The following is an 18,412-nucleotide window of genomic DNA, read 5'->3' as shown; positions in this document are numbered from 1 at the left end:
GATCACATCCGCTCTGGAGCTTGCACACCTAGCAAATGTAAACTGTACGCGAGGCGTTCGGCAGTCCGTTTGGCCAATGCCACCCGGAAGGACCTTACATCAGATGACGCATCCGCAATCCGTTCGGCGTGATAGAAGCGGTTGAATGCTTGAGCGACATCTATTGTATATTTGGCAATGACCGAAGGCTCATTCCGATGAATTGCTTTTTCCAAATACTCGGGATATTCACCGAGCAGTTTCAGCAATGCCCATGAGGTATCTCCGATAATGAATGAAGTGGTCACTGTGTCATTCTCACCATCCGCAAGGCTGGGGTTAGGCAGAGGGTTTTCATTTTCCACGCGGATCGCCTCTTCTGCCTTGGCAAGCACACTTTGAATCCGAGCATGGGTGTATTGCACATAGGGTCCGGTCTCCCCTTCAAAACTCACCGCATCTTCCAGTGAGAAGTCCACATCGTTTAACCGATTATTACGTAGATCACCGAAGACAATTGCACCTACACCAACAGCCTCGGCCACTTTCTGAGGGTTCTCCAGATTCGGGTTTTTCTCCTGAATAATCTGTAGTGCACGAGCAACTGCCTCATCCAACACTTCCTGCAAAAAGACGACTTTACCACGACGTGTAGACATTTTCCGTCCCTCAAAACGCATTAAGCCAAACGGGATATGTTCACACTTCGCAGACCATTCATGACCCATCCGGGATAGGACCGCAAATACCTGCCGGAAATGTAGCTTCTGCTCGCCTCCGACCACATATAACAACCGATCTGCCTTCATCACCTCATGACGATAAACCGCCGTAGCCAAATCCCGTGTAGGATAGATTGTTGTTCCATCTTTTTTGATAATCAGGCACGGGGGCATGTTCTCGTCCTCCAGACGTACCACGAGTGCTCCATCACTCTCTTCAAGTAAACCTTTCTCCTTGAGTTCTTCAACCACCGCGCCCATCTTGTCATTGTAAAAGCTCTCCCCCAGCGTATGGTCGAACTGTACATTCAGACGTTCATACATCCGGTTGAATTCCTTCATGCTCACTTCCACAAAGAACGCCCATAACCGCTGTGCTTCATCATCCCCTTGCTCCAGCTTGCGGAACCACTCCCGTGCCTCAATCTCCAGAGAAGGATCGTTCTCCGCCTCATCGTGGAAACGCACATACAGCTCCAGAGAAGTACGGATCGGGTCTGCCTGCAAGGCTTCATCATTGCCCCACCGCTTGTACGCTGCGATCTGCTTGCCAAACTGGGTTCCCCAGTCTCCCAGATGATTCACACTTACGGAGGTATAACCCGCTTCGTTATACAACCTATACAGTGCTGCACCGATTACAGTAGAACGCAAATGTCCGATTCCGAAGGGTTTTGCGATGTTAGGGGAAGACATATCAATCACAACACGTGAACCTTGACCAAGCTGAAGCTTACCAAATGTGGCATTCCCCAGTTCTTTCAGCAGATTCGGCGCGAGCTTCTCCCGGTTGAAACGGATATTTACATACGGCCCGGCGGGAGTCGCTTCAAGTCCTGCTGCCTGCAATCCCGTTGCGAGCTCGGTCGCAATGACTGCCGGTGCTTTTTTTAATGACTTCGCCAATACAAAACAAGGGAATGCTGCATCACCCATCTCGGCCTGCGGTGGGACCTCCAGTAATTTCAGAACCTCTTCTTCATTCAATCCCGTTAAAGGGGCAATATCGGCCGCAGCCTGCTTCATCAACATGTCGAACACTCCTTATAATTCATAATTAGCTGAAAAAAACACAAAAAAGCTCTCGTCTCTACATAAGAGACGAGAGCTGACTTAACAGTTCCCGCGGTACCACTCTAGGTGAACAGCTACTCTTAATATGCATAAACATACATACCGGTAGAACCTGTTCCGCTCGATGCGTATAACGGACGCATGCCGGGGTACCCTCAGACAGATATGGCCTATCCCCAATCGGGATACGTACATCTTTTCGGATAACCATCTCACGGGTGCGGTTCACTCAGGTCATGTCATACCGGCTTCCACCTCTCCCGGCTCGCTGTCATGTATGGATCTGGCTACTCTCCCGATCAGTGATATTCTTCGTTTCAATTCATTGCCATCATTATACATACCACGATCAGACTTGGCAACCCGCATTAAAAATCCCCTACTGAAAGGCAACACATAGACACATCTTCTCAGATGCCTGTGTTCACTGCCTTCCCTTAGGGGACAACGGTCATTATCGGTTTTAATTATATATATTCCAGAGAAATAATAATTACGCTACTGCTGCCATCAATCGGCAAGCTTCTGCACATCTGCGGCAAGCTTCTGCACATGCTTGGCAGTGATCATGGTGGTGTTTGCCACACTCTGCGGCGCAAGCTTCACAAGCTTTCACACACAATTCGCATATTTCAGCAATAAAATCGCTTCCACGTGTCATCGCTTGTGCAGCAAAACTGCAGATCTCCGCACATTCCCGATTCAAACGAATGCAATCACGCAGCATCGCCAGATCATATTCTTTAAGACTCGATATGTAACATACGTTGCAAGCATTCATGCACTCCAGGCAAGCATCGATACATTGTTGATATTGTTGTTGTGTCATTTAAAGTTACCTCCCAGGCAAAGTTTGCTATGCATCTTAATACCCAGTTCGGAGGAATATTGAATCATCTAACCTACTTTATTGCTTCCAATTCCAGTAATTGGTCACGAATGACAGTTTGGTCAAAATGTTCACCTATAAACACTGCAACATTAGGGACCTCTCCCTGAGGTGTGATCTTCATGTAGTCCGATTCACGGTAGGCATACTGGAACCAGAAGCGACTCGCTGTGTCACTAAACGATAAAATGCCTTTTGCTCGATACACATCCCGTGGCAAAGCAGATACAAATTGTTCAAACGCCTCACTGTTCACCGGATGACTGAAATAATGCGTATATACCATGACATGTTCGTGTGAGGCATGAGGAGCAACATGCTCGTGACCGTGGTCATGGACATGGCTATAGGATGCGTCATTATTCGTAGCATCACCTTGGACTGTATGATGTGTATGTTCATGTCCATGACTGCATCCATCTGTGCCACAGGTTTCCGTATGCACATGATGCTCTTGGTGAGCCGGCTTATCTGCTTCAGAAGCTGAATCACGTACATGCACGTCTGCCCCGCTGCGAAGCAGCAGATCCATCTCCACCTCACATTTCACTGTAGGAATTACAGGTGCGAAGCCATTCCATTTTGCCAAAAGCTGTTCCAGATCCTTCAGTTCCTGTGCACTCACCCTATCCGTTTTATTCAAGAGAAGCACAGACGCACAGCGAATCTGCTCCTGCATCAGTTTGAACGTCTGCCCCTTCTGCTCCTGATATAGGCCAGATAGATGCGCTGCATCCACAACGGTAATGAGACTTTTCAGTTCCAGTCGCATGTAGAGTGAGGTCTCCGTTACCGCATCCAAAATCTCCATTGGGTTCGCGGCACCGGTGGCTTCAATGATGATCACATCCGGTGATTCCTCTTGAACGAGATCAGCAAGTTGCAATCCCAAGTCACCACGTACGGTACAACAGATGCATCCACCTAACATCTCTGTCATCGGAACGGTGGAATCCACAATCTGACCATCCAGATTGACTTCGCCTAACTCATTCATCACCACTGCGGGACGCAAACCCTGCTGTTGCCAATGTTCGATCAACTGAACAAGCAGTGTTGTTTTGCCACTCCCCAAAAAACCTGACAGTATATATACAGGTATGGATTGTTCTTTTAAAATCGTTTCGTTCATCCTTAAACACCTCTCTGATTGTCCTTCTTGTAACCTGATCTAACTATATCTAGCGAGTGTACACCATCCCGCATTCGTTGTGCAATAACGTTCAACTCTTCCCCAGTACATTGCCTGATTCTACCGGATGGTCTATGCTATGAGGACATGTTGATTGAAGGAGGAAGTTTCATGACTAATTCAGTGGAACAACATCGCCAGGAAGCTCCGACCACGGTATCGTGCATGATTGTTACAGTATCGGACACACGCACTAAAGACACTGACACCAGTGGCCAGCTCATGCACCAGCTTCTGAATGAAGCGGGTTATCAGATTGTTGAATACATCATCACACCAGATGAAACGGAGAACATTCGTAGCATCCTGCAAGATGCAGCCGTTCGTGATGATATCGAAGCCGTGCTGCTTAGCGGCGGAACAGGGATTGCACCCCGAGATACAACCTACGAAGCTGTATCCTCACTACTCGACAAGGAACTCCCGGGCTTTGGTGAGATCTTCCGTTTTCTCAGTTACACCGAAGATATCGGTTCCGCTGCCATCCTGAGCAGAGCCGTCGCTGGAACGATCGGACGCACAGCCGTATTCTCCATGCCGGGTTCCAAAGGAGCCGTCAAATTGGCTATGGAAAAACTCATTTTGCCCGAGCTGCGGCATGTGATGCGTGAAATATATAAACCCGTCTGAAAGATCAGACGGGTTTTTCGGGTTTATTTTCAACTGTATGGTAAAGTACGAAGGGTATCTCGCTCTACTTATCTTAGTTGCCCCAGCACATGTCGGAACACCTGCAACACATCCTGTTCATACTTGTCCTTTTCCCCACCAGAAGCTGTATATACGAGTGAGACGTTTCCTTTGCTGCGAATCGTTGTTCGGCCAAGCGCATTCTCCAAGACAGCTTCATCACGATTCTCACTGTACATTTGTTTCATGCTGGCAGCCCGGGTTGTCGCATCACTGAAAATATGGACTTTCACGATATGTCTGCCACTTCCATTCAACAAATACATATAAGAGATCCCACCATGGCCGTCATCGGCAGACATATTATTCATCAGCTGAATGCCTTTTGCTTCAAAACTCTTACTGATCTCACTCACCAATTCACCGTTTAATCCGTGTCCTTGACTCTGTGCCCTCATATTTCCTTCATCTGTCGCTTCGCGGGTGTAGACCTTCCGCTCCTGTTCAATGGATGATGCCGAACAAGCCACCAGTGACCAGATACTCGTGATCAACACGCCACTTACAAGTACCAACTTCATTGTTCTTCCAGCCAGACTTCGGCCTTTTCTAGCAAACCACATGCCAATCCTTCCTTTCCAGCCACGTGTACTGTGACCCAATCAGGTAGAATTAGCATGTCTAAGGACTTAGAATCTTATGCGGATGGCAGATCTGATATCGTATTGACCACCGTACGACCTACTGCACCACCTTGGAGTATCGTCTCCAGCGTATGAGGCAATTGATCTAGAGAAATCTCCCGGATTCCCAGTTCCAGCGCGCGCTCCGGTTTCCATTCTCCACCGAGAAGTTTCCACACTCGTTCCCGACGTTCCATCGGGCAATATACAGAGTCTATACCAATAAGCTGGATACCACGCAAAATAAACGGAAGCACCGTAGATTCAAAAGCTGTGCCGCCTGTTAACCCGGATACCGCTAACGCACCTCCGTATTGAATCTGTTTCAATCGCTCCGCGAGAGCTGGTCCTCCTGTTGGATCAACAACGCCTGCCCATAGCTGTTTCCCCATGGCTCCTTTGGCTGGAGCATCAGCTTGTTCACGACTAATCACCTCTGAGGCTCCCAAGTTTCGGAGCAATGACTCCTCCTGCTCCTTCTTGCCTGTGCTGGCTGTTACTTCAAAGCCGAGTTTCGCTAAAATCGCAACGGCCATACTCCCAACGCCACCTGTTGCACCCGTAACCAGAACCTTGCCCATCTCCGGTGTAACTCCAGCTTGCAGAAGCGCATCTACCGAAAGTGCAGCCGTAAATCCTGCGGTTCCAATCGCCATAGCTTCTTTCTCACTAAGACCCGGTGGTAGCGGCACCAGCCATTCACTGCGCAGACGCGCATACTCGCTGTATCCTCCGTAATGAGATACACCCGGTTCGAACCCAGTACTGATCACCCGATCTCCCGGTGCAAAACGTCCACTTACCGACTCCTCTACCGTTCCGGCGAGATCGATTCCGGGTACAATCGGGTATTCACGAACGACACCACCCTTTTCAAGCGTCGCGAGCCCGTCTTTATAGTTGACACTGGAATATTGTACCTGTACCGTTACATCTCCATTTGGCAGATCTTCCTGCTTCAGTTGCTCTATGGCAGCTTTCACTCCGCCCTGTTCTTCTTTACGGACAACATATGCGTTAAACTGGTTTTTCATCGATATGCACTCCTTCTTCTGAGTTTTATATATTTTTCCATTAAGCACATGAAATGTTCGCATTCAGGCTTAACGTAATGATCAGGCTCTGTCTCTCCTTAATGTCAACAGATAGATTAGTGGACCCACAATGGGAATAATGCCTGCCACTGCCCAAGCTGGTGAACGTCGACTCACTATAGTATCCCTGTATATCGCAAGCATGGAGAGTAAGGTCAGCAGTACAAAATCAATGGTCATGATATGTACAAAGGAAGATTGTCTGAACGCGTCCATATATACATCCGGATCACCTTGCGTCACGGCATAGAATGCTGTCCCCAGCGTTAACAGCAGAAGGACTACATGCGTCAGCTTATGGGCCACTACCCGTGCAATTCCCGACTCCCGCTGACGGCCAAAATGCAAGCTTGCGTAACCCGAAGCTCTATTGGCGGATGATGACCATGCATAATAGGGAAGCAGCGCAAAAGCGCCTAGTCCAAAAGAAAACAACACAAAAGGCCAAGCCGGTACACGTGCACCTCGTTCTTTCACAGATGTTCTTAACAGTATACAGGCATAAACTGCCGGGAAAATACCTAACCACGAAAACACAGTAAGTAACCACGGCTCTTTGCTTTGCATTGTGATCAGTTCTTTGAATATCGGGTCACTTCCAGGTGACTGCCCCGGTGCCAACAACAATGCATAGGCAATAAAAGCGATCCAGACCAGGCCCAATATGCATCTCATGTCTGCACCTCCTCTTACTTTCATCCCCTACAGCCGTGCGATTGAATCAATCGTTGCAGAATTTGGCGTCTCCTGCGCTTTCCCGAGAAATAATGACTGCCTTGCACCTCTAAATGCGCGTTCAAAAAGTCCATTCTTGAACAACCTCTCGAACTGAACAAGCCAAATTCCAGTATGCCTGCTACCTCGGCGGTCTGTCCATGAGATTTCTTACATCACTGGATCATACAAGAAAAATGTATACCCTTTATGAGCATCAAAAAGGCATAAGCCAGTCATTTTCCCTGGTTATGCCTCTCTGTAATTCTGATGTGTAGATCATTCCTCTGTGAATTTCACATGTTCCGCAATGAGCTTCTGCTTCATATTCCATGCCGCAGGGCTGATGTTCACACGGTAGATCTCCGGGTTGAGCTTCCGTTGGTATTCAGGCCAGAAGAGGTTCATCTGTTCCTGGTGGTACGCACGAATCTCATCCAGATTAGGCAGCTCATATACTTTGCGTCCGTTCACAAAGATCGGCTCCAGCATATTTACCGCTTCGTAGCGGGTAACGGTCTTTTTCAAGTAAGGGTGTAGCGGGTTGAACAGCTTGAGCGGTCCGCCCTGTAGCGGCTGCTCTTCATCTGGATAGCAGATATAATCTGCAATCGCTTTGCCATGTTTCGGATCAATGATCCGGAACACTTCCTTTTTACCTGGAGTGGACACCTTTTCAGGATTGGCAGATATTTTGATCGTAGGCAGCATAGCACCGTCCACTTCACGCTCCACCAATTTGTATACTCCACCCAAAGACGGCTGGTCAGAAGCCGTAATCAACTGTGTACCAACACCCCATGTATCAATCCGTGCTCCCTGAGCCTTCAGGTTGAAAATCGTATTTTCATCCAAATCATTGGATGCTACAATTTTCACATAATCCAGGCCAGCCTCATCCAACATCTGACGTGCCTGAATGGACAAGTACGCCAGGTCACCGCTGTCCAGACGAATCGCATTCATCTTTTTGCCTTGGCTCTCCAACTTCTTGGCGGTCTTGATGGCATGGGGTACCCCACTGTTCAACGTGTCAAAGGTATCCACCAACAGCGTAACCTGATCCGGCAACACTTTGGCATACACGTCAAACGCCTCCTGTTCGCTCATAAAGCTCTGTACCCAGGAATGGGCATGTGTACCTGCTGTAGGGATTCCGAAGCGCTCACCGGCCAGCATGTTGGACGTTGCATGGAAGCCTGCTACATACGAGGCACGTGCGCCCCAGATGGCAGCATCGGCTTCCTGTGCGCGCCGTGTACCGAATTCGAGTAACGTATCCTGCTGTGCTACCTGTTTGATCCGCGAAGCCTTGGTTGCAATCAACGTCTGATAGTTCATGAAGTTAAGTATCGCCGTCTCCACCAATTGTGTCTCCATAATGGAGCCTTCTACCCGAATGAGCGGTTCGTCAGGGAAAACGATTGCCCCCTCCTTCATGGAATGAATCGTCCCCTGAAATGAAAACTGGAGCAATTCTTCCAGAAAGGCCGGATCGTAATTTTCCTCTTGTTTGGATAAAAATTTGATGTCGTCCATCGTAAACCGAAGCTGGCTGATATAGTTCACAATCCGTTCCAATCCGGCAAATACCGCATATCCGTTGCCAAAAGGAAGCTTACGGAAATAGGCTTCAAATACCGCCTTCCGCTTGTGTGTACCATTCACCCAATGGGCGTACATCATATTGATCTGATATTTATCCGTATGTAAAGCCAGACTAGTTGTCTGCATTTGTCTCATCCTCTCTGACTTCCGCTCGTGCCCCCAGATTTCATCTGTGAACACGGGTTAACATATGGAGACTTATTCTTCATGATTCTGTTCATCCGTATTAAACAAACAAGTCTCCCGTAAAAAAACTCTATACACCATTCACCACATTCATCCGGTTCCTAACATGAGGCCAACCAAACATGACTATGGAGTAAATTAAGCCAAGACTGTCTCGCTCGCCTTAACCACCGAAGCACCAAGGCTGGAACGAAAATGTCCAAGTGCCCACTCATGCCCTGCTGGATTGAAGCTCGCAACGGCATCTTCATATACCGTAATATGAAAACCTTTATTGTAAGCATCCACTGCGGTATGCAATATGCAAATATCCGTACATACCCCAATCAGTGCAATATCCTTAATACCACGTGCACGCAGTATGAGTTCCAGATCAGTCCCACAGAATGCACTATATCTCGTCTTATCCATCCACTGTATATCTGTTTTCCGTTCTTCCATCACCTGGGCAAGACGACCATATAACTGTCTCCCCTCCGTATTTCTGATGTTATGAGGTGGAAAAAGGACAGTCTCCGGGTGATACGGATCATTTTCCTCGTGCAGATCCACAGCCATGATTACCTCATGTTTGTTCTTACAATAGGCCTCGGTTACAGCTGCAATCGTCTCGTCGATCTCTACTGCCGGCTGACCTACAGGCAAAGAACCTGTCACAAAATCGTTCGTAAAATCAATGACAATCAGTGCTTTCATCGTCAACACTCCCTTAGCCAAGAAATGGTTGATTCTGATTCAATCAGATTGACACACCTACACCTTATTACGTATAGATGGAAAGTCGTGGTACGAGTTCTGTAAAACGATATAGTTGCGCCGGACGCTGCGAGTACTGGTTGGAACTCACCAGGTTCCCCTCTTCATCCCGTACTTCTTCCACAATGCCTTTACGGCTGCGGGTAGACGTAATCTTGCGAATGAAGTTTGGTTCTTCAAAATCCGGTACAACACTTTGAATAACCTGATATAATTCACTTAATGTAAACTCACGTGGCAGGAATTGACGAGCAATCGTCGTTTCCAGCATCTGCTGTTGAATACGTCGATAAGCATCTTCGATGATTGTTCTGTGATCAAAAGCCAGTTCCAGTTCTTGCAGCGCCTCCTGAATGGTGAACAATCCAACATCCTCAGCATCATCTGCTGCTTGGCGTTGATCCAGCATCCATTCTTCTACAAGTGCAAAAAATGCGTGAGAGATAATCCAGCCCCTTGGGTCACGACCCGGCTGACTGTATACATTCAAGTATTCCAGATGTCCACCGTCTACACCTGTCTCTTCCATCAGCTCACGCTTAGCTGCACCATAGATGGATTCATTTTCCTGACAAAATCCACCGGGTAATGCCCATCTGCCTGCAAAAGGCCAGCCTTTGCGCTTGATCAGCATCACTTTCAGTTCCCGAATGGGAAGTGTCTTTGTCACCGTCTTGCGCTCCCGCTTGGTCAAGGTGAACATAACGATATCCGCAGGAACACCATCGGGGGTACGATATTTTTTGGAACTATAAGCACGTGCTGCTTGTTCGTCGCTCTCTGCATTAAAGTGTTCGTAGTTTTCGCTCATGGGCACCACCGACTATTTTCATTTTGATAATTTCATTATGACATAATAATATCTTTTGTCAACCGCAGGATTCTTGCGTTACGTTCTCGGGCGTGCTATGCGGAATGTCGCCGTAGCCATACATCCCAACGTGCCCGATGCATCACGAACCTCCGATTGAGTCGTAACACTGCGTCCTGCTTGATGCAGTACCGTAGCTGTCACCGTTAACTCCCCTTGTTTCATTGGTGCAAGAAAATGCACGTTCAGATTCGTTGTCACACAGCCGTCCACTTCCATTGCTGCTGTTGCGACCATCCCCATCGCCTGATCCATCAGTGAAGTCAATACACCCCCATGAATAATCCCCATGGAGTTCGTATGATGTTCGCCTGCTGTCAACGCGATCTGTACTTCTTTACCGTCTCCTTTAATATAACGACAGCCGAGAAATCCCCAGAATCGTCCGTCTCCGTCTTCCACCATTTTGTCCAAAATACTCATTATTCATTTCTCCTTTATTCACTGTACGTATCAAGCTCTCTTGATGTCATGTGCCTTTATCATTAAAAATCAGCTGCGCCACACAAAATAACCCCACAGCGTGGAGCTTTGCTTGGAATTATATTCCGAGTACTTGGCGATAGCCACTCCACGTTAACGGTTATGTAATGTCAAAAAAGGCGCGGACAGCGTCCGCACCCTTCCGTCATTTAACCGCAACTGGTCGGAGGTGAATCCGTTCCAGCCTCCACGTTTACTTTTTCAGAAACCGTATCCCGGATTACAGAGATCACTAGTTGAAGCAAGTAGTTGATGTCGCTCTGGCTCTGCTGGAATTCCGTAACCAATGGAATACTGTCCAGTTCGCTTTGCAGATCGTCAATTTCCTGTTCAATTTTGCTGACCATCTCCACATTTTTGAAGCTTTCAAAAGCAACAATCTCTTTTTGTTTTTTCTTGATCGTTGCAATCAACTGCTGGATGCGCTCATGATCACGAATTTTGGTTTCAGCCTGTTGAAACTGTCTAACTTCCTCACTCGTTCCGAGCATATCAGCCAATTCTTTGGCTTTTCCCATAATGTCGTCGCGTATGACCAGATTGCGCGTATCGTAGGTTGGCATTCCATAATGGTTGTACTGCACTTCTTCCTGCGCCACTGAAATCGCTCCATTCTATGAGATGATATAAGATGAATATTCATGTTGCCCTAGCTCAGTTGACTGCTCAGTGACCGCTACGGTGTCGGATCGTTCTTTTGATCGCTGTTGTCTCCGAATTTTTTTCGATTGAACATATTCAAGGTGAAAATTCGGAGACAAAGGCGAACGCTTCGCTTCTACAGAATCGATTCCGTCACCTTCGCTACGCTCGGCGTAACCCCGCTAAGTGCAAAAAATCATTCATCTTATTGGTGTGTGTATTACTGATTGGCAGCTACCGGCTCAGAGAGCAGGTTGCCCCGAATATAAAAAGTCATCGGATCGGTGATTTCCACTTGTACGAAAGTACCGATCAATTCTTTGGGTCCTTCAAAATGCACCAACTTGTTGCTGCGCGTACGTCCTGCCAGAACTTCGGAATTCCGCTTGCTCTCGCCTTCAACGAGCACTTCAACGATTTTGCCGCGTTGCTCTTCATTGCTTCGGTGACTGTATTCGTTGATCGTTTCGTTCAAGCGCTTCAAACGTTCCTTCTTCACTTCCATCGGTACGTTGTCTTCCATCACCGCAGCCGGTGTACCTTCACGCGGGGAATAAATAAAGGTATAGGCAAAATCATACCCTACTTCACGGACAAGGGAAAGTGTATCTTCAAACTGTTCTTCCGTTTCCCCTGGAAAACCAACAATAATATCCGTTGTCAACACAACATCCGGGATGGCCTTTTTAATTTTGTCAGCCAGTTTCAGATAGTGTTCCCGGCTATACTTGCGGCTCATACGTTTGAGTACTTCTGAACTGCCAGATTGCACCGGAAGATGAATGTGCTCCACCAGGTTTCCGCCCTTGGCCAGCACTTCAATCAAGCGATCATCGAAGTCACGTGGGTGACTGGTTGTGAATCGTACTCGCGGAATATCAATTTGGCGAATGGCATCCATCAAGTCGCCAAAGCTGTAGTTCAGGTCGGTGAAATCCTTGCCGTACGCATTCACATTTTGACCAAGCAGCGTGATCTCCTTAAAGCCTTGTCGTGCCAAATCCCTAACTTCGGCAATGACATCTTCCGGACGACGGCTGCGTTCTTTGCCCCGCGTAAACGGAACGATGCAATATGTACAGAACTTGTCGCAGCCATACATAATGTTCACCCAGCCGCGCATACCCTCACGTTTCTTCGGCAGGTTCTCAATAATGTCGCCTTCCTTGGACCACACCTCAACAACCATTTCTTTGCTGAACAACGCTTCCTGGATTAGATGTGGCAATCGATGCACATTATGTGTACCAAAGATCATATCCACAAATCCATGCTTCTGCATGATTCGGTTAACGACGCCTTCTTCTTGGGACATACACCCGCATACGCCAAGTAACAATCCCGGACGTTCGAGTTTTAGCGTTTTCAGGTGCCCAAGCTCACCAAATACTTTATCTTCCGCATTTTCCCGTATGGCACACGTATTGAGCAGAATAATATCAGCCTCTTTGCGATCCTCTGTAGCCTGATATCCCATAGACTCAAGCAGGCCTTTGATGGTCTCCGAGTCATGCTCGTTCATCTGACATCCATACGTATATACAATATAGTGTTTGCCTTTCCCTATGTTTTTCAGTTCATCGGGAACGGCATTTTCGTAAAGCACCTGGACGTCTTCCTTGCCCCGCTGTTTCTCCTGACGATGATTCGGTTCCGATTTGATGTTAATCTCACGGCCCCGGATTCTTATCTTTTTGCTGAATTCATCTTGCGAAATTACTTTGGCATCGGAGAAATCAAAATATTGGGAGTAATCCTTTTTTGAGTCTTTAGCCATTTCCTTCGGTCACTCCTTACAGCCTCTATTAATAAAAAATCGTTCATTCATCCCTGTTCCACGTGAATTTCTTGTCGGGAACATTAAAAGAGCATTACAGCAAATTATAGCATGAATTGGGCTGTAGTTCCACATCCAAACGGCATGTCCCTTCGTCTAATCCGAAACATGTCATGCTCAGAAGAACACTCAGAAAATACAAAAACCTGAGCCTTGCCATCAGGGCTGGAATTAACCGGCCCTTGTTGGCTGTGCTCAGGTTTATACGTTACTCAGACCGCCCCAATTGGCGGCTGAAGCTATTACATGTAATTAATCGATGATTTCAGCAGTGTCGCCATTACGAGCGCCAGCAGCATTAGCTTCATCTGTATCAATATGCATGTCCAGTGCGAAAGAATCGGATACACGAGCCAGTACATTTTCCAGTACAAGACCGCGATCTCCGCCGAGGCGAACTTTCAGCATTTGTTTGTCCTCGATACCCCATTTAGCAGCATCAGAAGTATGGAAGTGAATGTGACGAGCAGCAACGATAACCCCTTTATCAATCGTTACCTCGCCAGCAGGACCTTTAATTGTGATTCCTGGTGTACCTTCAATGCTTCCAGATTCACGTACAGGTGCTTTAACACCAATCGCAAATGAATCTGTCATGGAGATCTCCAGTTGCGTTTCAGGGCGAACAGGTCCAAGGATACGCACTTTATCAAACTGTCCTTTCGAACCAATTACCGCTACAGTTTCGTTAGCAGCGTATTGGCCAGGCTGGGACAGAGGTTTAAATTCAGTCAGTTCATAACCTTTGCCAAACAAAATTTCAACGTGCTCTTGGGATACATGAATGTGACGGGCAGATACGCCCACAGGTACTGTTTTACTCATTGTAAATTTCACTCCTTGTTTATCTATGGCCTGTACTCAGGCTCTTAACAATCCAATGGTATTATACTCCTTTTTGGAGTGAAATGAAAACGAACTGGTGAAAATTCATGAAATACACTTATTTCACCATCATTCCCGTCCTTTATTTGGAAAACAAGCCTCATTCCACCCATTGGGTCGGTCCCAGAGCCCACTTCACAATTTCACGGAAGCCCCCTTTATCTTCGGATTGTTCTCTGGCAAGTGTTCCCCCAGATAACTCATTGCATTCCCCCACAACCAGCCACGAACCAGATGTTCATCATAATGTTTGAGCAGGATTTCCGTCAGTCTCGGATAATGTCCTGAATGTTCAAGTCTCTGAATATACGTTGAAATTCCATCAAAATCGGACCCCATCATCAGGTGATGCTGCCCGCCCAGAGAACAGATCTCCTCAATATGAGGCAACAAATCTTCTATACTTACCACACCCTCCTGCTTTACAAACCAGGGCACAAACGTCAGTCCGATCCGCCCTTCCCGGGCAATGATGGCCTGAATCTGATCATCTTTCAGATTACGCACATGGGGACATACGCTATAGCTGTTGGAGTGGGAGGCGATAAATGGACGTTTGCTCAAGTCAGCCAGTTCCCAGAAACCTTTCTCCGTCAAATGTGACACATCTAACAGCATTCCCATTTCATTACACTGGCGCACCAGTTCTTTCCCCTTCTCGGTCAGACCTGCTCCTCGCTTCTCCATTACTCCGTCAGCCGCCCAATTGGCATAATTCCACGTTAGTCCAATAATTCGAACACCCATCTGATAACATAACTCCAGATAGAACAGGTTGCCCTCCAGGCCATCTACACCCTCCAGTGTGATTAATCCCCACGGACCCTCTGTCTGCCCCACCTGAGCCACCTGTTCACGCCATAACAACGTCTGTGTGCCGCCAGGCCGCTCCTGACTTCTCTCCACACGTCTACAATAAATCTCCAATTGCCCCATCACATGTTCAAACTTGCCTCTGCCAAGTACTTCGGGTAAATAGATGGCGAACGCCTGCAATCCTACATTCCCCTCATTCAAACGTTGCAAGTTCACATCCAGTTGTGGAGCATCTTGGAATGAAAGAGCAGGCTGCATCAAAATTTTGCTCAGTGCATCACAGTGAAAATCAGCTACACGCCAATCAGACACGGACATCTTAAACCCTCCTCCATATTTTATTGCAAAAAAAACGCAAAAAAACCTGTCTACATCGTAAACAGGTTCAATGCATACTACATGTATTATCTGGGCTCCACAATCAGCTTAATGGCCGTTCGGTCCTCGCCGTCGATCACAATGTCTGTAAAAGCTGGAATACAAATCAGGTCAACTCCGCTTGGTGCTACAAATCCCCGGGCTATCGCTACCGCTTTAATGGCTTGGTTCAGTGCTCCCGCTCCAATTGCCTGCAGTTCAGCATTTCCACGTTCACGAAGAACCCCTGCAAGAGCGCCGGCTACAGAATTAGGATTGGACTTTGCTGAAACTTTTAATACATCCATGGTAAGTACCTCCCTGGGAATGTTGAAAGTTTGTTTCCACTTACTAGATGTTATTCGCGGGAGGCAAAAAAATTCCTTCTTTTTAGACGGGTTTCCCTGCAAAATGGGACAATACCCCTATTCCATGCGCCACTCGTCCTCCGTCAGACGAATTTTTTCGATGCGTGTTGCCGCACCTGTGGTTTCATCAATTTCAACAAAAACACCATGGAAGTGCCATTTGCCATCATCCACAACAAAACGTACAGGTAGTTGGGTGTAGAACTTACGCAGCACGGCCTCACGCTCCATACCCAATATGCCGTCACGAGGTCCTACCATGCCTGCATCCGTCAAGTAAGCTGTTCCTCCAGGCAAAATCCGATCATCATTACTCTGTACATGCGTATGTGTACCTACAACGAGAGACGCACGTCCATCCAGATGCCATCCCATGGCAATCTTTTCTGACGTCGCTTCAGCATGCATATCAACTAAAATACATTTATAGTCTTGGCGTAGCTCATCTACAATTTCATCAGCTACACGGAATGGACAATCCAGAGCAGGCAGGAATGTTCTTCCTTGCAGATTGACAATCGCTAGCTCTTTCCCTTCGCCTTTGACAACCGTGTATCCTCGTCCTGGTGTGCCTGGTGGAAAGTTCGCTGGACGAATCATGCGCGGCTCATCATCTATAAAATCAAAAATATCTTTATTGTCCCAAGTATGATTACCAAGTGTAATACCATGTACACCCCAGTTGAAAAACTCATTTGCGATTGCACCGGTAATGCCGCGACCTGCTGCCGCATTTTCACCATTCACAATCACTACATGTGGCTTATACTTCGATTTCAGATACGGTAAATTTTCCTTTAATGCCTTACGTCCCACGTTACCTACAATGTCACCAATAAACAAAACTTTCATTGATTACTGCCTCCTCAATTCCTGCAAAGTCCTCTTACTTCAAATGTTGAACCTTTGCAGGACTCTATCTCATGCTCCATAATGTGTAGTTGCCTTTTAACAGGCTATCAACAGGAAAAGTGGCCCACTACTGCGGCCACTTTTCCGTAATGCTCTATTTTGCGTATTCAACCGCACGGGTTTCCCGGATGACGGTGACTTTGATGTGACCCGGATAGTCGAGTTCATTCTCAATCATCTTCGTGATGTCACGGGCTAAGCGGAAGGCTTCAGCATCATCGATCTTCTCAGGCTGTACCATAACGCGAACTTCGCGTCCGGCCTGAATGGCGTACGATTTCTCGACACCTTCGAAGGATTCTGAGATTTCTTCCAGCTTCTCCAGTCGTTTGATATACGTTTCCAGCGTTTCGCGGCGTGCGCCTGGTCTTGCTGCGGATAGCGCATCTGCTGCGCCAACCAACATGGCAATGACCGAAGTCGCTTCGCAATCTCCGTGATGGGACGCGATACTGTTGATTACAACCGGATGTTCTTTGTATTTCTTCGCCAGTTCCACGCCAATTTCGACGTGTGATCCTTCCACTTCGTGATCCAGCGCTTTACCGATGTCATGCAATAGACCTGCACGTCTTGCCAGAGTTACGTCTTCTCCGAGTTCGCCAGCCATCAGTCCAGCCAGATAAGCGACTTCCATGGAATGTTTCAAGACGTTCTGACCGTAACTTGTACGGAACTTCAACCGGCCCAAAATTTTGATCAGATCCGGATGCAGACCATGCACGCCCACTTCAAAGGTAGCTTGCTCACCGTATTCACGGATGCGCTCATCCACTTCTTTGCGGGATTTCTCAACCATCTCTTCAATCCGTGCCGGGTGAATACGTCCATCAGCCACCAGTTTCTCCAGGGCAGTACGGGCGATCTCACGGCGAATCGGGTCAAAGCCCGACAGAATAACAGCTTCTGGCGTATCATCGATAATGAGGTCAATCCCTGTAAGGGTTTCAAGCGCACGGATGTTACGTCCTTCACGACCGATAATCCGGCCTTTCATTTCTTCATTTGGCAGAGTAACAACAGATACCGTTGTTTCCGCTACGTGGTCAGCCGCACAACGTTGGATGGCGAGTGTAATAATCTCGCGGGACTTTTTGTCCGCTTCTTCCTTCGCTTGTTGTTCAATGTCCTTGATCATTTGAGCCGTCTCATGACGAACTTCCTGTTCTACGTTGGACAGTATGATACTGCGTGCGTCTTCCATGGTGAGGTTGGATATACGTTCCAACTCTGTCACCTGGTTTTTGTAGATCATTTCGATCTGCTGCTGAGTCTCATCAATTCGTTTCTCTTTGTTAGCCACTTGCTCTTCTTTACGTTCGAGTGATTCCAATTTTTTATCCAGCGACTCTTCTTTTTGCAACAATCGTCTTTCTTGTCGTTGAATTTCATTCCGACGTTCACGAGTGTCTTTTTCAGCTTCAGCGCGAATGCGATGGATTTCATCCTTCGCCTCCAGCACTGTTTCTTTCTTCAGTGCTTCTGCCTCTTTCTTCGCGTTCTCCACGATTTGTACGGCAGCTTGTTCCGCACTAGAGATTTTAGCCTCTGCAAGAGATTTGCGAATAAAATATCCTACTCCGAACCCAATGAATAGCGCGGCTGCAACGAGAGCGATCGTGATTGCAATTTCCATACTGTTCACCTCCTCGTTGGTTCCTCCAAGGCATTCCTTGGGTCAATTTGCAGTTTTCAAACCTTACATATGTTTGGG

19 protein-coding genes are annotated in these 18,412 nt (G+C 47.4%); 1 reads left to right on the top strand and 18 read right to left on the bottom strand.

Annotated elements, in window-relative coordinates:
- Positions 1 to 2 precede the first annotated feature (2 nt).
- The 4 genes from argS to QNO02_RS11440 all read right to left on the bottom strand — a co-directional run bounded on the left by argS (position 3) and on the right by QNO02_RS11440 (position 3,796).
- On the bottom strand, positions 3 to 1,733 hold the full coding sequence (gene argS, locus QNO02_RS11455; protein ID WP_289392061.1) for an arginine--tRNA ligase: 1,731 nt from the start codon (positions 1,731 to 1,733) through the stop codon (positions 3 to 5).
- 276 nt (positions 1,734 to 2,009) lie between these two features.
- Positions 2,010 to 2,144 carry a hypothetical protein gene (locus QNO02_RS11450; protein WP_283945611.1) on the bottom strand — a complete coding sequence of 45 codons (135 nt, stop codon included), beginning with the start codon at positions 2,142 to 2,144 and terminating at the stop codon, positions 2,010 to 2,012.
- 124 nt (positions 2,145 to 2,268) lie between these two features.
- On the bottom strand, positions 2,269 to 2,604 hold the full coding sequence (locus tag QNO02_RS11445; protein WP_036609230.1) for a four-helix bundle copper-binding protein: 336 nt from the start codon (positions 2,602 to 2,604) through the stop codon (positions 2,269 to 2,271).
- Positions 2,605 to 2,677: 73 nt separating this feature from the next.
- Positions 2,678 to 3,796 (bottom strand): CobW family GTP-binding protein, encoded by a 1,119-nt coding sequence (locus tag QNO02_RS11440; RefSeq protein ID WP_289392060.1) that lies wholly within the window; start codon positions 3,794 to 3,796, stop codon positions 2,678 to 2,680.
- Between the two features lie 171 nt (positions 3,797 to 3,967).
- Between QNO02_RS11440 and QNO02_RS11435 the strand changes: the two genes are divergently transcribed.
- On the top strand, positions 3,968 to 4,486 hold the full coding sequence (locus QNO02_RS11435; protein ID WP_047842524.1) for a MogA/MoaB family molybdenum cofactor biosynthesis protein: 519 nt from the start codon (positions 3,968 to 3,970) through the stop codon (positions 4,484 to 4,486).
- A gap of 68 nt (positions 4,487 to 4,554) precedes the next feature.
- Here QNO02_RS11435 and QNO02_RS11430 read toward each other — a convergent pair whose 3' ends face one another.
- The 14 genes from QNO02_RS11430 to rny all read right to left on the bottom strand — a co-directional run bounded on the left by QNO02_RS11430 (position 4,555) and on the right by rny (position 18,334).
- Positions 4,555 to 5,109 (bottom strand): hypothetical protein, encoded by a 555-nt coding sequence (locus QNO02_RS11430; protein WP_289392059.1) that lies wholly within the window; start codon positions 5,107 to 5,109, stop codon positions 4,555 to 4,557.
- Positions 5,110 to 5,183: 74 nt separating this feature from the next.
- The gene (locus QNO02_RS11425) at positions 5,184 to 6,203 is read right to left on the bottom strand and encodes an oxidoreductase (RefSeq protein WP_091031801.1); all 1,020 of its coding nucleotides are present in this window, start codon (positions 6,201 to 6,203) and stop codon (positions 5,184 to 5,186) included.
- An 81-nt stretch (positions 6,204 to 6,284) separates the two neighbouring features.
- On the bottom strand, positions 6,285 to 6,938 hold the full coding sequence (locus QNO02_RS11420) for a hypothetical protein (RefSeq protein ID WP_091031803.1): 654 nt from the start codon (positions 6,936 to 6,938) through the stop codon (positions 6,285 to 6,287).
- Positions 6,939 to 7,256: 318 nt separating this feature from the next.
- Positions 7,257 to 8,711 (bottom strand): nicotinate phosphoribosyltransferase, encoded by a 1,455-nt coding sequence (locus QNO02_RS11415; RefSeq protein ID WP_289392058.1) that lies wholly within the window; start codon positions 8,709 to 8,711, stop codon positions 7,257 to 7,259.
- 198 nt (positions 8,712 to 8,909) lie between these two features.
- On the bottom strand, positions 8,910 to 9,467 hold the full coding sequence (locus QNO02_RS11410; RefSeq protein WP_289392056.1) for a cysteine hydrolase family protein: 558 nt from the start codon (positions 9,465 to 9,467) through the stop codon (positions 8,910 to 8,912).
- A gap of 67 nt (positions 9,468 to 9,534) precedes the next feature.
- Positions 9,535 to 10,338 carry an NUDIX hydrolase gene (locus QNO02_RS11405; RefSeq protein WP_091031809.1) on the bottom strand — a complete coding sequence of 268 codons (804 nt, stop codon included), beginning with the start codon at positions 10,336 to 10,338 and terminating at the stop codon, positions 9,535 to 9,537.
- A 78-nt stretch (positions 10,339 to 10,416) separates the two neighbouring features.
- Positions 10,417 to 10,821: a PaaI family thioesterase gene (locus QNO02_RS11400; protein WP_036609249.1), complete on the bottom strand. Its 405-nt coding sequence runs from the start codon at positions 10,819 to 10,821 to the stop codon at positions 10,417 to 10,419.
- 209 nt (positions 10,822 to 11,030) lie between these two features.
- A complete protein-coding gene (locus QNO02_RS11395; protein ID WP_272907590.1) occupies positions 11,031 to 11,444 on the bottom strand; it encodes a YlbF/YmcA family competence regulator in 414 nt (137 codons plus the stop codon).
- 299 nt (positions 11,445 to 11,743) lie between these two features.
- Positions 11,744 to 13,300: a tRNA (N6-isopentenyl adenosine(37)-C2)-methylthiotransferase MiaB gene (gene miaB, locus QNO02_RS11390; RefSeq protein WP_289392053.1), complete on the bottom strand. Its 1,557-nt coding sequence runs from the start codon at positions 13,298 to 13,300 to the stop codon at positions 11,744 to 11,746.
- 312 nt (positions 13,301 to 13,612) lie between these two features.
- A complete protein-coding gene (gene pduL, locus QNO02_RS11385) occupies positions 13,613 to 14,185 on the bottom strand; it encodes a phosphate propanoyltransferase (protein WP_017689107.1) in 573 nt (190 codons plus the stop codon).
- Between the two features lie 195 nt (positions 14,186 to 14,380).
- Complete coding sequence (locus tag QNO02_RS11380; RefSeq protein ID WP_289392052.1) at positions 14,381 to 15,379, bottom strand: dipeptidase; 999 nt, start codon at positions 15,377 to 15,379, stop codon at positions 14,381 to 14,383.
- 86 nt (positions 15,380 to 15,465) lie between these two features.
- Complete coding sequence (locus QNO02_RS11375) at positions 15,466 to 15,726, bottom strand: stage V sporulation protein S (protein ID WP_007430104.1); 261 nt, start codon at positions 15,724 to 15,726, stop codon at positions 15,466 to 15,468.
- 117 nt (positions 15,727 to 15,843) lie between these two features.
- Positions 15,844 to 16,638: a TIGR00282 family metallophosphoesterase gene (locus tag QNO02_RS11370; RefSeq protein WP_076330701.1), complete on the bottom strand. Its 795-nt coding sequence runs from the start codon at positions 16,636 to 16,638 to the stop codon at positions 15,844 to 15,846.
- 154 nt (positions 16,639 to 16,792) lie between these two features.
- A complete protein-coding gene (gene rny / locus QNO02_RS11365) occupies positions 16,793 to 18,334 on the bottom strand; it encodes a ribonuclease Y (protein WP_036670418.1) in 1,542 nt (513 codons plus the stop codon).
- Positions 18,335 to 18,412: the final 78 nt, after the last annotated feature.

The organism is Paenibacillus sp. PK1-4R, assembly GCF_030369595.1.
Classification (GTDB): domain Bacteria; phylum Bacillota; class Bacilli; order Paenibacillales; family Paenibacillaceae; genus Paenibacillus.
The sequence above is the reverse complement of the archived record's forward strand: the minus strand, read 5'-3'. Positions and strand labels throughout refer to the sequence as shown.

What these genes read in the sequence shown, in the direction of transcription:
- argS (WP_289392061.1), bottom strand. Translation starts at nt 1,733, where the DNA reads ATGTTGATGAAGCAGGCTGCGGCCGATATTGCCCCTTTAACGGGATTG.
- QNO02_RS11450 (WP_283945611.1), bottom strand. Translation starts at nt 2,144, where the DNA reads ATGCGGGTTGCCAAGTCTGATCGTGGTATGTATAATGATGGCAATGAA.
- QNO02_RS11445 (WP_036609230.1), bottom strand. Translation starts at nt 2,604, where the DNA reads ATGACACAACAACAATATCAACAATGTATCGATGCTTGCCTGGAGTGC.
- QNO02_RS11440 (WP_289392060.1), bottom strand. Translation starts at nt 3,796, where the DNA reads ATGAACGAAACGATTTTAAAAGAACAATCCATACCTGTATATATACTG.
- QNO02_RS11435 (WP_047842524.1), top strand. Translation starts at nt 3,968, where the DNA reads ATGACTAATTCAGTGGAACAACATCGCCAGGAAGCTCCGACCACGGTA.
- QNO02_RS11430 (WP_289392059.1), bottom strand. Translation starts at nt 5,109, where the DNA reads ATGTGGTTTGCTAGAAAAGGCCGAAGTCTGGCTGGAAGAACAATGAAG.
- QNO02_RS11425 (WP_091031801.1), bottom strand. Translation starts at nt 6,203, where the DNA reads ATGAAAAACCAGTTTAACGCATATGTTGTCCGTAAAGAAGAACAGGGC.
- QNO02_RS11420 (WP_091031803.1), bottom strand. Translation starts at nt 6,938, where the DNA reads ATGAGATGCATATTGGGCCTGGTCTGGATCGCTTTTATTGCCTATGCA.
- QNO02_RS11415 (WP_289392058.1), bottom strand. Translation starts at nt 8,711, where the DNA reads ATGCAGACAACTAGTCTGGCTTTACATACGGATAAATATCAGATCAAT.
- QNO02_RS11410 (WP_289392056.1), bottom strand. Translation starts at nt 9,467, where the DNA reads ATGAAAGCACTGATTGTCATTGATTTTACGAACGATTTTGTGACAGGT.
- QNO02_RS11405 (WP_091031809.1), bottom strand. Translation starts at nt 10,338, where the DNA reads ATGAGCGAAAACTACGAACACTTTAATGCAGAGAGCGACGAACAAGCA.
- QNO02_RS11400 (WP_036609249.1), bottom strand. Translation starts at nt 10,821, where the DNA reads ATGAGTATTTTGGACAAAATGGTGGAAGACGGAGACGGACGATTCTGG.
- QNO02_RS11395 (WP_272907590.1), bottom strand. Translation starts at nt 11,444, where the DNA reads ATGCCAACCTACGATACGCGCAATCTGGTCATACGCGACGACATTATG.
- miaB (WP_289392053.1), bottom strand. Translation starts at nt 13,300, where the DNA reads ATGGCTAAAGACTCAAAAAAGGATTACTCCCAATATTTTGATTTCTCC.
- pduL (WP_017689107.1), bottom strand. Translation starts at nt 14,185, where the DNA reads ATGAGTAAAACAGTACCTGTGGGCGTATCTGCCCGTCACATTCATGTA.
- QNO02_RS11380 (WP_289392052.1), bottom strand. Translation starts at nt 15,379, where the DNA reads ATGTCCGTGTCTGATTGGCGTGTAGCTGATTTTCACTGTGATGCACTG.
- QNO02_RS11375 (WP_007430104.1), bottom strand. Translation starts at nt 15,726, where the DNA reads ATGGATGTATTAAAAGTTTCAGCAAAGTCCAATCCTAATTCTGTAGCC.
- QNO02_RS11370 (WP_076330701.1), bottom strand. Translation starts at nt 16,638, where the DNA reads ATGAAAGTTTTGTTTATTGGTGACATTGTAGGTAACGTGGGACGTAAG.
- rny (WP_036670418.1), bottom strand. Translation starts at nt 18,334, where the DNA reads ATGGAAATTGCAATCACGATCGCTCTCGTTGCAGCCGCGCTATTCATT.